The following is a 14,096-nucleotide window of genomic DNA, read 5'->3' on the forward strand; positions in this document are numbered from 1 at the left end:
AAATGGTAGCCCGTAGGGGAATCGAACCCCTCTTTCCAGGTTGAAAACCTGGCGTCCTAACCGATAGACGAACGGGCCATTTGGTAGTGGCGCAAGCACAAGTGGTAGCCCGTAGGGGAATCGAACCCCTCTTTCCAGGTTGAAAACCTGGCGTCCTAACCGATAGACGAACGGGCCACGCTGGCTTGTGGAGGGCCTTTTACGGTTTCACCGTGACCCCCGCAAGCGGAAAAATGCAGGGATGTGAAAGTTTTTTGGGCCACTGTCGCAGAGCGCTAATTTGCCTCTGCTGCATCCTCCAGCCTGAGTTGCACCGATTGGCGCCCGCCCCATGTATTCACCTCAAGCCGTCCCGCGAAATGGAAACGCGCGCCACCATGATTTGAAAGCTTCTCACCCATGGGTCCGTCAAAGGCACCAAAGGCAATTGCGTCGAGCCCACCGCCCATGCCATCGGCCAGCGATAGTTTCAGATGTGTTTCCCCGGCTCGTTTAGCAAAGCGCACCTGAAGGTCCGGCAAAGCATAGCGTGGGGCAGGGGCGCTGGCGCCAAATGGTCCCGCCTTTTCAACCTGTTCTATCAGATCAACCGTCGCCGCGCCGGGCATGAGTGCACCGTCCAGCTTCAGGTCGGCCGGGCCGCTCTGACCGGCCCCTTGTTTGGCCAGCAACTCGCTCAGACGCTCCATGGCAGGTTCAAGCTTGTCGCGCATCACCGTCAGACCCGCCGCCATCTTGTGGCCGCCGCCCTTGACCAACAGACCTTCAGCGGTGAGACGCTGGATTGAGGCCCCCAGATCAACGCCCGAGACCGACCGACCCGAGCCTTTGCCTTCATCCCCATCAAAGCCAATCACGATGGCCGGGCGGTTGGTGGTTTCCTTCAGACGCGAGGCTACGATCCCCACCACGCCGGGGTGCCAGCCTTCGCCCGCCGCCCACACCAAGGGCGCGCCCAGGCCACGATACTCGGCCTGTTCCATGGCTGCCGCGCGAACAGCGTTCTCAATATCACGACGTTCTGTGTTCAACGCATCCAAACGCTCGGACAAAGCTTGCGCTTCGTGTGGGGACTCTGTGCTTAGCAATCGCGCGCCCAGATCAGCTTGACCGATCCGTCCGCCTGCGTTCACACGAGGACCCAGCAGAAATCCAAGATGATAACTGTTCGGCGCGGTATCCATGCGCGAAACGTCGGACAGGGCCACAAGACCGGGGCGCTGGCGCAGCGCCATCACCTTCAAACCCTGCCGAACCAAAGCGCGATTGGCATCGATCAAAGGTGCGACGTCGGCCACGGTAGCCAGCGCCACCAGATCCAGCATCGACATCAGGTCCGGCCCCTTCGCTCCTGCTTCGCGCAATTGTCGTCCGGCTTCGACCAGCATCAAGAACACCACACCTGCTGCGCAAAGATACCCCAGATCGCCGCTTTCGTCCTGGCGGTTCGGATTCACGACAGCGACGCAATCGGGCAGGGTTTCGCCCCCAAGGTGGTGATCCAGAACGATCACGTCGGCCCCCTTGGCCGCTGCGATCGGGTCATGGCTGAGTGTTCCGCAGTCAACGCAAATGATCAGATCATGCGCTTCCGCTAAATCCCGCATGGCAGGTGCATTGGGGCCATATCCTTCGTCGATGCGGTCTGGCACATACAGCGTCGCCTGCAAACCCATATGGCGCAGCCAGACCATCAGCAGCGCGGCAGAGCTGCCGCCGTCGACATCGTAATCGGCAAACACAGCGATTTTCTGACGATGTCTAACCGCGTCAAGAAAGCGTGTCGCTGCAACCTCCATGTCTTTCATCGCACGCGGGTCGGGCAGCAATTCCTTGAGCTTTGGGTCAAGGAAACCGCGAGCCTCCATCACCGGCACACCGCGTCGGGCCAGAACCTGGCACACCGCGCGTGGCAGATCAGTCTGCTGTGCCATCATTTCTGAGGCGCGCTCGACTTCGGCGCTGGGGCCAACCCAGCGTCGCCCCGTCAATGATTGTTCGACTCCTAGAAAACTCATCGCTCGCCTCTTATGCGCCAAGGCCGGACCCTTGCGGACCCGGCCTTTTCATTTTTTCAGAAATACTCTCGCCAAAGGCAATGGCGCAAGCCGTCACGCCTTGTCGTGCGGCCAGGTGGGCGTGCGATAGGACATGCGGCGCACCGACCCTGTTTTGGACCGCATCAGCAGGGTTGTGGTTTCAACCCAGCCCGGTTCACGTTTGATGCGCGGCAGCAGTGAACCACCTGTAACACCGGTTGCGGCAAAGATCACATCTGCGGTCACCATCTCATCACGCGCATAAACGCGATCCAGATCCGTGATGCCTGCTTTGGCTGCGCGCCCACGTTCGTCATCGTTGCGGAACAAGAGGCGACCAAAGATCTGACCGCCCATGCATTTCAGCGCGGCGGCAGCCAGAACACCCTCGGGCGCACCACCTTGACCCATATACATGTCGATTCCGGTCACTTCGCTTTCGGCACAGTGCATGACGCCAGCCACATCACCATCGGTGATCAGGCGGATCGAGGCACCGGTCTCGCGCACTTCGGCGATCATGGCTTCATGACGGGGACGTTCCAGAATGCAAACGGTGATGTCGGCCGGTTTGCAGCCCTTGGCCTTTGCCAATGCTTCGACGCGCTCGCGCGGGGACATGTCAAGGTTAACGACGCCCTCAGGCAGGCCGGGACCAACGGCCAGCTTGTCCATATAAACGTCCGGCGCGTGCAGCATCGATCCACGCGGACCCATGGCGATCACGGTCAGCGCGTTGGGCATGTCCTTGGCGGTCAGCGTTGTGCCTTCCAGCGGGTCCAGCGCGATGTCCACACCGGGGCCGGTGCCGGTGCCAACTTCTTCGCCGATATACAGCATGGGCGCTTCATCGCGCTCACCTTCACCGATCACCACGACACCGGCAATGTCCAGCAGGTTCAGCTGTTCGCGCATGGCGTTTACGGCTGCCTGATCGGCAGCTTTCTCATCGCCGCGCCCCACAAGCGACGCTGAGGCCAGTGCAGCCTGTTCCGCCACCCTTGCCAGCCCCAGAGACAGCAGGCGGTCGTTGAAATCGGTCTTGGCAGCACTCATTGTTCAGTATCCCTTGGTCAGTAAAGCCGTTTCTTTCGGCATAGCTTGCGTTTCATGCGGGCTGCAAGATCAAACCTTTTCAATCCGCAGCGCAACAGGCTCACCTGCCACTACATCCGTATTGCGGAAACCGTCCAGCGCCACGTTCAGTGCGGCGCGGGTGGTTTTGTGCGTAACGATTAGAACGGGGGCTGTGCTTTCCGCGTGCGCGTACTGGCGCATCCGGTCGATCGAAACGCCCGCGTCGCCCAGAATAGCCGCAACTTTTGCCAGAGCACCGGGTTTGTCTAACAGGCCAAGCCGCAGGTAATACGGCGCAGGCAGGCCAGTGACCGCGGGCTTGGCAGCCTCGAGCGATGTAGCAGGGCGGCCGAAGGTCGAAATCTGCATCCCGCGCGCCAGATCACAAACATCGCCTAGCACCGCGCTGGCCGTGGGGCCTTCGCCTGCACCGGGACCGCGCAAAACGATCTGCTCGACCGAGTCGCCTTCGATCACCACCATATTGGTGCCACCCTCCAGCTGACCCAGCGGAGAATCGCTGGGTACGAGGCAAGGTTGCATACGTTGCTCTAGCCCGCGTGCGGTGCGCTGCGCGACACCCAGCAATTTGATGCGGAAACCCATGTCGTCGGCCTGATCGATATCATCGAGGCTGATGTGCTGAATGCCTTCAATCTCGATGCCATCGAAATTCGGCTTGGTGCCAAAGGCAATCGAGGCCAGAAGCGCCAGTTTATGTGCAGCGTCGATGCCGCCCACATCCAGATTGGGGTCGGCCTCAAGATAGCCAAGCTCGGCGCATTCATCGAACAGGGCGTTATACCCCTGACGCTGTGATTGCATTCGGGTCAGGATGTAGTTGCAGGTGCCGTTCATCACGCCCATAACACGCGTGATTTCATTCCCGGCCAAACCTTCCGTTAGGGATTTGATTACCGGGATACCACCAGCAACAGCAGCCTCGAAGCGGATGACACGAGCCGCAGCTTCTGCCTGTTCTGCCAGTTCTTGTCCGTGGATGGCAAGCAATGCCTTGTTGGCAGTGACAACATCCTTGCCCGAGGTCAAAGCGGCCTCGACCGACGCCTTGGCGGGTCCGTTTTCGCCGCCCATCAACTCGACAAAAACATCGACATCGTCGCGTTTTGCCAGTGCCACCGGATCGGTTTCCCAGGCATAATCCGACAGGTTTACGCCACGATCCTTGTTGGGATCTCGTGCTGACACGGCCACGATCTCAATCGAGCGGCCCGTACGCGCTTTCAGCAAGTCGGCATGGCGGCGGACAATCTTTACGACACCGACGCCGACCGTTCCCAAGCCCGCAATTCCCAGCCGCAGTGCCTGTGTCATGTCGTATGTCCCTTTCCGCCGGATTCTAACTGTATTCGGACGTTTGTCCGATCAGCGCTGCATTAGCGGGTTCGGGCCAAGGGTGCAATCCGTCACCGGGCGAATGTGGAGGTGAAATGCTGTGCGTTAGTTGGTTTGTGCGTTTTGCAGCGCTTGGGCCTTTTGGGCGAGCGCTTCGCTTCGCTGCGTTAGGTCTTCTTCGACCGTGGCAGCTTGGCTGACCGGATCAATGGCAGGTCCCAGTGTTTCTTGCAGAGGAACAAGGCGCGGGTAGGGAGCTTTTTTCACCGAGGCCGGTTCACTGCCTTCCAACTCGGGGAAATCTGCGCAGCCGGCGCAAAGAAGGATAAACGACAGTATAGGCAGCAGTTTCATAGGGTGCGCTTTTTTGTTTTGTGTGCCGTATTGTGATGCACCTTTTGGGGCTGTCGATCAAGCGGGGTTCTATCTGAACAATTGTTCAGATATCGTAGGTACATGGCACGAACTCAAGGCTCTCACTCGGACATAACCGGCCCGCGCATTCGCAAGGCTGCTCTGAACTTGTTTGCACGACACGGCTATGCCGCCGTTTCGATGCGGCAGATCGCGAAAGAAGTCGGAGTGCAGGCTGGGGCGTTGTACAATTACACGCCGGACAAGCAAAGCTTGTTGTACCGATTGATGCGTGAACACATGCAGGAGTTGTTGTCTGCATTTAGCGAATTGCAGGGCGGCGAAGACGCTCCACAAGCATTGCGCCAGTTCGTCGGGTTTCACATTCGCTTCCACCTGCAACGCCCTGATGAGGTCTTCATAGCCTATATGGAGTTGCGAAATCTCTCGCCAGAAAACTTCGCCGAAATAGAAGACCTTCGTCGACAGTACGAAAACGCGCTGGAAAACATCCTTCACGCGGGGCAGCAGGCCGGTCAGTTTGCAATTCCAGACACTAAGATTGCGACGCTTGCCGTGATTGCCATGTTGAACGGTGTGATGACCTGGTATCGATCTGGCGGTCGATTGTCGCTGGATGAGGTCGAACAGATCTATTGGAACATGGTACACAAGGCGGTGACGGCCTGACAACGTCAAGCCGCCAATAGGTCAGTGTGCGGGGCGAATGAACGTCCCGTTTCGCAGCTCCCGAAACGCTTGTTCCAGTTCGGCCCTTGTGTTCATCACAATTGGACCGTGCCACGCGACTGGTTCATCAATCGGAGCACCAGAGATCAACAAAAACCGAACACCTTCCCGGCCTGCCTGAACGGTGATTTCGTCCCCGGTGCCAAAGCGGACAAGGGTCCGGTCGCCAGACATATCGCGGATGTTGACCTCTTGCCCGGCGACCTCTTTTTCCAACAGCACGCCTGTTGGCTGCGAAGCGTCGGCAAAGGCGGCCTGACCCTGGAACACATACGCGAAGGCTCGGCGATAGGTGTCGATCCGAAAGGTCTTTTTCACACCTGCGGGGATCGAGATGTCCAGGTATTGCGGGTCTGCCGCGATACCATCCACCGGCCCGGTCTTACCCCAGAAGTCTCCAACAATCACACGAACAGTTGTGCCGTCGTCATCGATGATTTCGGGAATGTCTTTGCTTTGAACATCCTGATAGCGAGGGGCGGTCATCTTCTGATCCGAGGGCAGGTTGCCCCACAATTGAAATCCGTGCATCTGCCCCGAGGTGTTTCCGTGCGGCATTTCCTGATGCAGTATACCTGACCCGGCCGTCATCCATTGCACGTCGCCCGCACCCAAGGTGCCGGTGTTGCCCAATGAATCGGAATGCTCGACCGATCCGGCCAGAACATAGGTGATTGTCTCGATCCCGCGATGCGGATGCCAGGGAAACCCGGCCTGATAGTCCTGCGGCCTTTCGTTTCGAAAGTCGTCAAACAGAAGAAAAGGGTCCAGTTCCGACGGGTCTTGAAACCCGAACGCACGATGCAGTTTCACTCCGGCCCCTTCCATCGTGGGAATGGCCTGACGCGTTTCCAATGTAGGTCTGAGCGACATGATAAACTCCGGTTCGTTTGAGCAGCATGTAATCTCTGCGCCTGTGCAGTCAATTTGCGCGAACAAACCGAACCTGTGCGAATTTGCAACTTAACCAACCCCCTGTTGTTTCCCATTCAAAGAAGCTAAATCGTGGGGAACAAATTGGGAGATATTGATGCAGGACGACGTGTTGGCAACGATTCAGGCATCCTCGCCCAGACGCTGGGCCGGGGTAGGGATGCTGACAACGGTCGGGGCGCTGGTGACGTATGTTGCCTTGGCGTCGCCGCCCGAGCCGATGTGGCAAGTGTTTTTGTTTGCTGTGGGTGGCGCATCCCTGTGGCTGGCCTACCGCGTCTGGCATGCGACACAGGATTGCATAGAACTGACTCAATCCGAACTACGCACGGGCTCGGGTCAGATCATCGCAAGAATCGAAGATATTGAGACTGTCGATAGAGGTGTTTTTGCCTTCAAACCGTCAAATGGCTTTCTGGTTCGCATGCGCCACAAGATGTCATACAAATGGGCACCAGGGCTTTGGTGGAGGCTTGGTCGTAGGGTGGGCGTGGGCGGCATGACAGCTGCCGCCGAGGCCAAGTTCATGTCAGAGGCTTTAAACGTTATTATCGCAGACAAAGGGCGTCTTCGCTAAATTGCACGCCACTTCGTTTGTGAATCTCGGCCTGGTAAAGATGAAGTTTTCAAAGGTAATTCCAGTGGCGAAGTCCCAGCCGGGTCTAAATGTCGGAATATACTCGTTTGATGTCTCGACCAGAATGAGCGTGTCCTGATTGGTCATCGGCGGCAGACGGGTTTCGATTTCGTCGATGTTGTTGTTGTCCCACGATTGCTCAAAACCGCGTACAGTGGACCACCGCACATAGTGACGGTCATCGTCTTCGTCGAATAAGATAAGCGACACCCGCATTTTCATCTCAGACCGATTATTGATCATCTTGCCCGCCAAATCGTGAAGCGAGTCGAAATATGTATCGGTTACGGCTTGAGTTTCACGTGAGATTAAATCGCTGATTGTATAAGCGGCCTTAAGATTCGACGCGCTTTGACGAAACCCTTCGAACGCTGTGAAGGTGAACGTGATCGTCCACAACATAAGCGGGAAGATCATAAGCGCTTCAACGGAAAGAATACCGCTTTCATCGTTCTTGAAGCCTTTGATGCGGTTTTTTAAATTACTGAGTGTAGACATGATCTTACAGCGGCTCCTGTACAAATGCTGTCGTCGCGGTGACTGCGTAATGGCCAGTGTCATCGGGAACAACTTTTGCAATTGCGGACGCCTCCAGAATTGGATCGATACGCAAGCAGGCCCGCAAGATCATCAACTCGTTGGATTGCCCACTTTTAAAGTCCAGCACGGGTTTTGGATCTTCCGAGCTGTCAGTGCATGGAACTTTGTCCGAAAGAACGATACCTGTGAACGCATCTTGTTGGATCATCTGCAGTCGCAGGTTCCCAACACAGTCCGTGATGCCAGATACGTCACAAATCCTTGTCTTGATGTCGTCGTGGTTCCAGTTGGTACCAGTGCCCAAACGAATGTCCCTCACGATAAGGTCAACTCCGCGTTCCAACGCCGCGTGACGCATCGTGATTAACGACAGTTCGGCACCCGCGACAAGAAATGCCAAGAAAAACGGAACAAGCATGACAAACTCGATCGTCGCGCTCCCCGTCTCGGACCTACGAAACGGCCCGAGTTTCGACAGCATTCTGCGGATCATTGGGTCAGCCTCAATTTATGGATGGAAGAGGCGATGGATTCGAATGCTTTTTCAAGGTCGAGTCCACTAACATCATAGACGTGGCTGTCCGAGCTTGCGCAGTTTTGGAGCGTTCTGAAGCCCGCACGCGGTGCTTCAAATGCGATGCCATAGACAATAATACCTTGGTCTTTCGCTGCACCACACACATGTTTCGTGTGCTGGTTTTTCGCCGAAGTCTCTACTTTCGAGTAGGCTTTGGAGTACCATTCCGCCCAACCGCTGGATTGCCAGTAGTAATTGTATCTGGCGTTCCAGGCCAATGAGACACGGTTAAACAGCTCGGGATAGGTCAGGCGAACCGCCGTTCCGGTTTCCTTGTTCAATTCCGTCTCAGGCTCGGGGTTTCCGAAGGGATGATCCGCCCAAGCGTTTTGCTGGGGCCAGAAATAGTTCGGTCGGCCCTGGGAGTGATACACGGTATACTCACCAGCATCGGAATTGTACCAAACGTCTGACATACCTTCGCGCAGCGAAGGATTGAGCATGTATTGGTCTGTGTTCTGACCGTCCGTCATTACGATGATAATTTTAAGAACGTTCGAGTCGTAATTAGTGGGACGTACCGAAAACTTGCTAGGAACAATTGTTGACGGTGCATATGCAGGGTCTTGTTCCGTCGAAAGTTGCTGCACAATTGGCCGAGTGCTGGGGTCCAAAAGGGCAGTTCCCCACTTCACTCCGATATCAATCGATGTGTTTCCACCCGGTGTGAGCGATGCGATTTGCCCAAGGAGCTTATCCATATTGTCGGTCACAGGAGTGATTGCGCTGCCTGCGCGAACTGGGCAAACGGGCAGGGCGATTGAACCTTCGGAATAGGTGAAAGGATCGAAATGAGCCGTGCGTTCCAACCTGTCACCTACGTGCAGGTCGGCATCACTGTACTGTTCCGGAATAAAGTTCACGCAATGCGAATAGCTATGCTCCTGCGTAACGTCGGTAAACTTGTCCAGAATTGACGCGCCAGCGTTGACCTGCGTTGCGTATGGTACGATTGAGATAGAAATCTCGCCATTGCCGGATTTGTCGAGCATAAGCTTGACAAACTCGGACGCTGCCTGCTGCAGAACCTTGATCTTGGATTCCCCAGGTGTCGCAGATGCTCGAGACATGGATCCGGAAATATCAAGGACCAGAGAAATTTCCACTGCACCAATCGATTCTTCGGCCGCGCTGGTGGCCCTCATCCCTAGTTCGGTTACTTGTCCGTAACGCAGGTATCGAGTCTCCATGACCGCTTCAGCAGACGCTGTTACCGATCTGGAACCAAACCCTTCGACCACTGTGGTAACGGCATTGAGGTTGCCCAGTCCAGCTTTGTCCATATACGCGTCTACAACGTCTTTGGCAGGAAGTTGCTGGTCAAGGTCAGCCGCGGCCAGGACAGCACGGTCCAAAGTGGATTGCAGGCTCGCGCGGTCGCGTTCATACTTCATGAATTCCATCGACATGCCTGTGACCGCAAGCATGAGAACCATCATAAACAAAACAAAGATAGTGAATGTACCATCTTCTTCTTTGGCAAACTTGCGAATTTCGGAAGCGCGACGCTTGAGTGTCGAACCGTTATTCTGAAGCGAGTATTTAATCATTTTGATGACTCCGCTCCGCACATGGAGTTCGTGCGATATGAAAAGAGATTTGGGTTAAATTTAATTTTCAATCATGGCGTGAATTGGGCGAAAAAGGCTTGGTTTTGGCCTTTTTGCGCGTATTTCGGGTATAAAACTGTGCGCCGTGACCGTTCTGTCGATGAAATGAAAACAATTCATTAACAGTTGAGGCGATTGCCCGACTCACCTCGTTTGGTGACGTATTTGTTAACGAAATGATGAAAAAAAGTGCATTGTTTGATTGCAGCCTGACGCAACTGGTGCGACAAAACGTCATGACGTTACGTCTGGTATCGATACGGAGGAATGTATGACCGGCATCAAAGAACCCAGCTTTCGTGAGAGTGTTGATCTCATGTTCAACAGGGCAGCGTCACTAATGGACCTGCCGCCAGGGCTGGAACAAAAGATCCGGGTGTGCAACGCAACGTATACGGTTCGTTTCGGGGTGCGTCTGCGGGGTGAAATCCACACGTTTACTGGCTATCGCTCAGTCCACTCTGAACATATGGAGCCGGTCAAAGGTGGTATTCGTTACGCCACTGCCGTTAACCAGGACGAAGTTGAGGCGCTCGCTGCGCTGATGACCTACAAGTGCGCGCTTGTCGAAACGCCGTTTGGTGGATCGAAAGGCGGGTTGTGCATCGATCCGCGCCAGTATGAAGAGCATGAACTGGAACAAATCACGCGGCGCTTTGCTTATGAACTTGCGAAGCGTGACCTGATCAACCCGTCGCAAAACGTACCGGCCCCTGACATGGGCACGGGCGAACGTGAAATGGCGTGGATGGCTGATCAATACGCGCGCATGAATACGACTGATATCAATGCACGGGCCTGTGTGACCGGCAAGCCGCTGAATGCAGGCGGTATAGCCGGGCGGGTTGAGGCAACCGGGCGCGGCATTCAATACGCGCTGCGCGAGTTTTTCCGTCATCCCGAAGACATCGCCAAGGCGGGGCTGGAAGGCAGCCTGGACGGTAAGCGCGTTGTTGTGCAGGGGCTTGGCAACGTGGGTTACCACGCGGCGAAGTTCCTCAGCGAAGAAGATGGCTCTCGCATCGTGGGGATCATCGAATGGGATGGCGCGCTGTACAACCCCGACGGTATCGACGTAGAGGCGGTTCGGCAGTGGATCGTCAAACATGGCGGCGTCAAGGACTACCCTGATGCGACCCACTCGGCCGAAGGTGCAAGTGTGTTGGAAGCGGATTGCGACATTCTGGTCCCGGCGGCCTTGGAGGGGGTGATCAACCTGTCCAATGCCGAGCGGATCAAAGCACCGCTGATCATCGAAGCGGCGAACGGTCCAGTGACGGCGGGTGCGGATGAAATCCTGCGAAAAAAGGGCACGGTGATCATCCCGGACATGTATGCCAACGCAGGTGGTGTGACGGTCTCGTACTTCGAATGGGTCAAAAACCTCAGCCATATCCGCTTTGGCCGGATGCAGCGACGCCAGGAAGAAGCGCGCCATGAACTGATCGTCAGTGAATTGGAGCGTTTGGACCGTTATCTGGGCGAGGCCTGGTCGATGTCTCCGGATTTCAAAGCCAAATACCTTAAAGGTGCGGATGAGTTGGAACTTGTCCGGTCGGGCCTGGATGACACTATGCGCATTGCCTATCAATCCATGCGCGAGGTCTGGCACAGCCGTGATGATGTCGAGGATCTTCGGACCGCGGCCTATATCGTCGCAATTGACCGTGTGGCCAGCAGCTATCGGGCCAAGGGGCTATGATAACGGCCGGAGGGGGAGGGCGTTCCACCCCCTCCGCAACGCAAAACCCTGAACACGTTTCCCAAATGGTAATGGCGGGTCTGTCTGTGGGCGGGTAAGCTACGGTCAAACCAATGATTCCGGGAGACCTCAATGTTGCGTATCGCTATCGCTGCTGTTGTGCTTGCCACACCCTTGGCTGCAGCTGAAACCAAGGAACAAAGCTGCAAGTATCAGGCCGACGTCGTTGCCGCGATCCAGCAGGCGCGTCTGGACAGGGTGAAGGAGCGCGACGTTCCGAAGGCTGTGGCTGACAGTGGCCCGACCTGGCCCGAGAATTACAATGCCGCGATCCCACTGATTACGCCTTGGGTCTACGAACAGAAGATGCGAGACGTGCGCAAGAAAGATTTGGGCGCGGCCTGGTTGGAGCTGTGTTTGCAGCAGTAATCCACATTCCCGCATTTCCTTGTGGATAAGCCCGCGCCATCCCCTTGGCGTGGGTTTTCATTTCTGGCAGGTTTGATCTATGTCTTTGCCCCCCGGATTTCTGGATGAGTTGCGCACCCGGCTAAGCCTGTCTCAGGTCGTCGGGCGCAAAGTCATGTGGGATCAGCGTAAATCCAATCAGGGCAAGGGGGATATGTGGGCCCCATGCCCGTTTCACCATGAAAAGACGGCCTCGTTCCACGTCGATGACCAAAAGGGATTCTATTACTGCTTCGGCTGTCACGCGAAAGGCGATGCGATCAGTTTTGTGAAGGAGACCGAGAATGTCTCGTTTATCGAAGCAGTCGAGATACTAGCGCGTGAGGCTGGGATGCCCATGCCCGCACGCGATCCCAAAGCGCAGGAAAGGCAGGACCGCCGGTCGCAACTGGCCGATGTGATGGAGCAGGCGGTGCAGTTCTTCCGCCTGCAGCTCAAGACCGGTGCAGGGGCGACTGCACGCGATTACCTTGCGGGCCGAGGGCTGGATGCCCAGGCGCTGGATCGGTGGGAGATCGGATTTGCCCCGGACGGCTGGCAGGCGCTGTGGGATCATTTGCGCGGTAAGAATGTGGCTGAGGATCTGATCCTTGGGGCGGGGCTGGCCAAGCCGTCGAACAAGGGTAAGAAGCCCTACGACACGTTCCGTAACCGGATCATGTTCCCCATCCGCGATGCGCGTGGACGCTGTATCGCGTTTGGCGGTCGGGCGATGGATCCAAATGACAACGCCAAGTATCTGAACTCTCCCGAGACCGAGTTATTCGACAAAGGGCGCAGTCTCTATAACCATGGTCCTGCGCGGCAGGCGTCCGGCAAGGGGCAGCCGCTGATCGTGGCTGAAGGGTATATGGACGTAATCGCGCTGGCCGAGGCGGGTTTTGGAGCATCAGTTGCCCCTTTGGGCACAGCCATCACCGAGCATCAGCTACAATTGCTCTGGCGTGTTTCCAATGAACCGATCATCGCGCTTGACGGTGACACGGCGGGTCTGCGTGCGGCGATGCGCGCCGTCGATCTGGCCTTGCCGTTGCTCGAGGCAGGAAAATCTCTGCGCTTTGCTTTGATGCCAGAAGGCAAAGACCCCGATGATCTGTTGCGGGCAGAAGGGCCGGGGGCCGTGCAATCGGTGTTGGAAAGCGCCATTCCGATGGTCAAACTGCTGTGGCAGCGCGAAACCGAAGGTAAGATTTTTGACAGCCCCGAGCGCAAGGCGGCACTGGATAAATCCCTGCGGGAAAAGCTCAAGCTGATCCGTGACCCGTCGATCCGATCGCATTACGGGCAAGAGATCAAGGATTTGCGCTGGCAACTTTTCCGTCCCCAGCGCCAACCACAGAACCGACAGTGGCAACCGCGTGGTAAGTGGCAACCGCCGCAATCGGCAACGCCGGGTGCGCGGGCGTCTTTCCTGGCATCGTCCGAGACCGCTGATATTCAACTGCGCGAGGCGGCCATTCTCGCCATTTCTATCCTCAACCCACAGGTCGTTGTCCAGTTCGAGCACCAGCTTGAAGACATGGAATGTCTCAACCCCGAATACGCTGCCCTGCGGGACGCCATTCTGCGCCACGCGATTCATGATCCGGATCATCTGAAAGACCACATTGTGGATTCTTTAGGTCACCAGCCCCTTGAAAACCTGCTGGCCCTTCGCCATGTCGCAGTGATCCCCTGTGTGTACAAACCGGGCGATGTTGAAAAGGCCGAGATGACACTGGCCGAGGAACTCGCAAAGATCAAAGCGCTCCGGGGGTTGGATGCTGAGATAGCCGAAGCGGCGGAGGAATTGTCTGATCTGGCCGATGAGGCGCTGACATATCGGCTGGCGCAAGCCGCTGAAGAGCGCAACCGAACAAGCCGCAGCCAGAACGAAGACAGGGCCGTTTTCGACATTGCCGACAATGGAGCGCGAATCAACCGCGACGAGAAAGACGCGTTCGAGGCAATCATGTCCGGTATCAATTTCGAGCGGAAACGCCGGTAAACTGGTGTTTTCATAAGGCACTGGAAAAGAAAAACGGGTAAACGGGTGGCCGAATCACTTCTAAGC

General features: G+C 56.4%; 13 protein-coding genes and 2 tRNA genes. 5 read left to right on the forward strand and 10 right to left on the reverse strand.

All coding sequences use genetic code 11. The features are described 5' to 3' along the window. Positions 1 to 3: 3 nt before the first annotated feature. From I9187_RS05500 to I9187_RS05525, 6 genes are all read right to left on the reverse strand, one after another. Positions 4 to 78, reverse strand: a tRNA-Glu gene (locus I9187_RS05500). Positions 79 to 102: 24 nt separating this feature from the next. Further along, positions 103 to 177: transfer RNA gene (locus tag I9187_RS05505), tRNA-Glu, on the reverse strand. Between the two features lie 98 nt (positions 178 to 275). Then, a complete protein-coding gene (recJ, locus tag I9187_RS05510) occupies positions 276 to 2,018 on the reverse strand; it encodes a single-stranded-DNA-specific exonuclease RecJ (protein WP_171174893.1) in 1,743 nt (580 codons plus the stop codon). Positions 2,019 to 2,111: 93 nt separating this feature from the next. Then, positions 2,112 to 3,095 (reverse strand): class II fructose-bisphosphatase, encoded by a 984-nt coding sequence (gene glpX, locus I9187_RS05515; protein WP_171174891.1) that lies wholly within the window; start codon positions 3,093 to 3,095, stop codon positions 2,112 to 2,114. A gap of 69 nt (positions 3,096 to 3,164) precedes the next feature. Continuing rightward, positions 3,165 to 4,451: a homoserine dehydrogenase gene (locus I9187_RS05520; RefSeq protein ID WP_171174889.1), complete on the reverse strand. Its 1,287-nt coding sequence runs from the start codon at positions 4,449 to 4,451 to the stop codon at positions 3,165 to 3,167. A 126-nt stretch (positions 4,452 to 4,577) separates the two neighbouring features. Then, positions 4,578 to 4,826, reverse strand: coding sequence for a hypothetical protein (locus I9187_RS05525; RefSeq protein WP_171174887.1), 249 nt, complete (start codon positions 4,824 to 4,826; stop codon positions 4,578 to 4,580). 102 nt (positions 4,827 to 4,928) lie between these two features. On the opposite strand from I9187_RS05525, the gene I9187_RS05530 reads away from it, so the two are divergent. Then, on the forward strand, positions 4,929 to 5,516 hold the full coding sequence (locus I9187_RS05530; RefSeq protein WP_171174885.1) for a TetR/AcrR family transcriptional regulator: 588 nt from the start codon (positions 4,929 to 4,931) through the stop codon (positions 5,514 to 5,516). A gap of 21 nt (positions 5,517 to 5,537) precedes the next feature. Here I9187_RS05530 and I9187_RS05535 read toward each other — a convergent pair whose 3' ends face one another. Further along, on the reverse strand, positions 5,538 to 6,449 hold the full coding sequence (locus I9187_RS05535) for a pirin family protein (RefSeq protein ID WP_209940107.1): 912 nt from the start codon (positions 6,447 to 6,449) through the stop codon (positions 5,538 to 5,540). A gap of 157 nt (positions 6,450 to 6,606) precedes the next feature. Between I9187_RS05535 and I9187_RS05540 the strand changes: the two genes are divergently transcribed. Beyond that, entirely contained in the window at positions 6,607 to 7,086 is a 480-nt protein-coding gene (locus tag I9187_RS05540; protein ID WP_171174881.1) for a hypothetical protein, read from the forward strand. Here I9187_RS05540 and I9187_RS05545 read toward each other — a convergent pair. The 3 genes from I9187_RS05545 to I9187_RS05555 are packed head-to-tail and all read right to left on the reverse strand — an operon-like array spanning position 7,048 to position 9,813. Continuing rightward, a complete protein-coding gene (locus I9187_RS05545) occupies positions 7,048 to 7,644 on the reverse strand; it encodes a hypothetical protein (protein WP_171174880.1) in 597 nt (198 codons plus the stop codon). The genes I9187_RS05540 and I9187_RS05545 overlap by 39 nt on opposite strands. Positions 7,645 to 7,648: 4 nt before the next feature. Then, entirely contained in the window at positions 7,649 to 8,179 is a 531-nt protein-coding gene (locus I9187_RS05550; RefSeq protein WP_171174877.1) for a TadE family protein, read from the reverse strand. Further along, complete coding sequence (locus I9187_RS05555; RefSeq protein ID WP_209509214.1) at positions 8,176 to 9,813, reverse strand: TadE/TadG family type IV pilus assembly protein; 1,638 nt, start codon at positions 9,811 to 9,813, stop codon at positions 8,176 to 8,178. The genes I9187_RS05550 and I9187_RS05555 overlap by 4 nt, the downstream gene beginning before the upstream one ends. A gap of 331 nt (positions 9,814 to 10,144) precedes the next feature. On the opposite strand from I9187_RS05555, the gene I9187_RS05560 reads away from it, so the two are divergent. The 3 genes from I9187_RS05560 to dnaG all read left to right on the forward strand — a co-directional run bounded on the left by I9187_RS05560 (position 10,145) and on the right by dnaG (position 14,030). Then, entirely contained in the window at positions 10,145 to 11,575 is a 1,431-nt protein-coding gene (locus tag I9187_RS05560; RefSeq protein ID WP_171174873.1) for a Glu/Leu/Phe/Val dehydrogenase, read from the forward strand. Between the two features lie 132 nt (positions 11,576 to 11,707). Then, a complete protein-coding gene (locus tag I9187_RS05565; protein WP_171174871.1) occupies positions 11,708 to 12,004 on the forward strand; it encodes a hypothetical protein in 297 nt (98 codons plus the stop codon). Positions 12,005 to 12,083: 79 nt separating this feature from the next. Next, on the forward strand, positions 12,084 to 14,030 hold the full coding sequence (gene dnaG / locus I9187_RS05570) for a DNA primase (RefSeq protein WP_171174870.1): 1,947 nt from the start codon (positions 12,084 to 12,086) through the stop codon (positions 14,028 to 14,030). Positions 14,031 to 14,096 lie beyond the last annotated feature (66 nt).

The organism is Ruegeria sp. HKCCE4148 (assembly GCF_017872495.1).
In the GTDB taxonomy this organism is placed as follows: domain Bacteria; phylum Pseudomonadota; class Alphaproteobacteria; order Rhodobacterales; family Rhodobacteraceae; genus Ruegeria.

Coding starts and splice junctions, on each gene's coding strand:
- recJ (WP_171174893.1), bottom strand. CDS start 2,018: ATGAGTTTTCTAGGAGTCGAACAATCATTGACGGGGCGACGCTGGGTT.
- glpX (WP_171174891.1), bottom strand. CDS start 3,095: ATGAGTGCTGCCAAGACCGATTTCAACGACCGCCTGCTGTCTCTGGGG.
- I9187_RS05520 (WP_171174889.1), bottom strand. CDS start 4,451: ATGACACAGGCACTGCGGCTGGGAATTGCGGGCTTGGGAACGGTCGGC.
- I9187_RS05525 (WP_171174887.1), bottom strand. CDS start 4,826: ATGAAACTGCTGCCTATACTGTCGTTTATCCTTCTTTGCGCCGGCTGC.
- I9187_RS05530 (WP_171174885.1), top strand. CDS start 4,929: ATGGCACGAACTCAAGGCTCTCACTCGGACATAACCGGCCCGCGCATT.
- I9187_RS05535 (WP_209940107.1), bottom strand. CDS start 6,449: ATGTCGCTCAGACCTACATTGGAAACGCGTCAGGCCATTCCCACGATG.
- I9187_RS05540 (WP_171174881.1), top strand. CDS start 6,607: ATGCAGGACGACGTGTTGGCAACGATTCAGGCATCCTCGCCCAGACGC.
- I9187_RS05545 (WP_171174880.1), bottom strand. CDS start 7,644: ATGTCTACACTCAGTAATTTAAAAAACCGCATCAAAGGCTTCAAGAAC.
- I9187_RS05550 (WP_171174877.1), bottom strand. CDS start 8,179: ATGATCCGCAGAATGCTGTCGAAACTCGGGCCGTTTCGTAGGTCCGAG.
- I9187_RS05555 (WP_209509214.1), bottom strand. CDS start 9,813: ATGATTAAATACTCGCTTCAGAATAACGGTTCGACACTCAAGCGTCGC.
- I9187_RS05560 (WP_171174873.1), top strand. CDS start 10,145: ATGACCGGCATCAAAGAACCCAGCTTTCGTGAGAGTGTTGATCTCATG.
- I9187_RS05565 (WP_171174871.1), top strand. CDS start 11,708: ATGTTGCGTATCGCTATCGCTGCTGTTGTGCTTGCCACACCCTTGGCT.
- dnaG (WP_171174870.1), top strand. CDS start 12,084: ATGTCTTTGCCCCCCGGATTTCTGGATGAGTTGCGCACCCGGCTAAGC.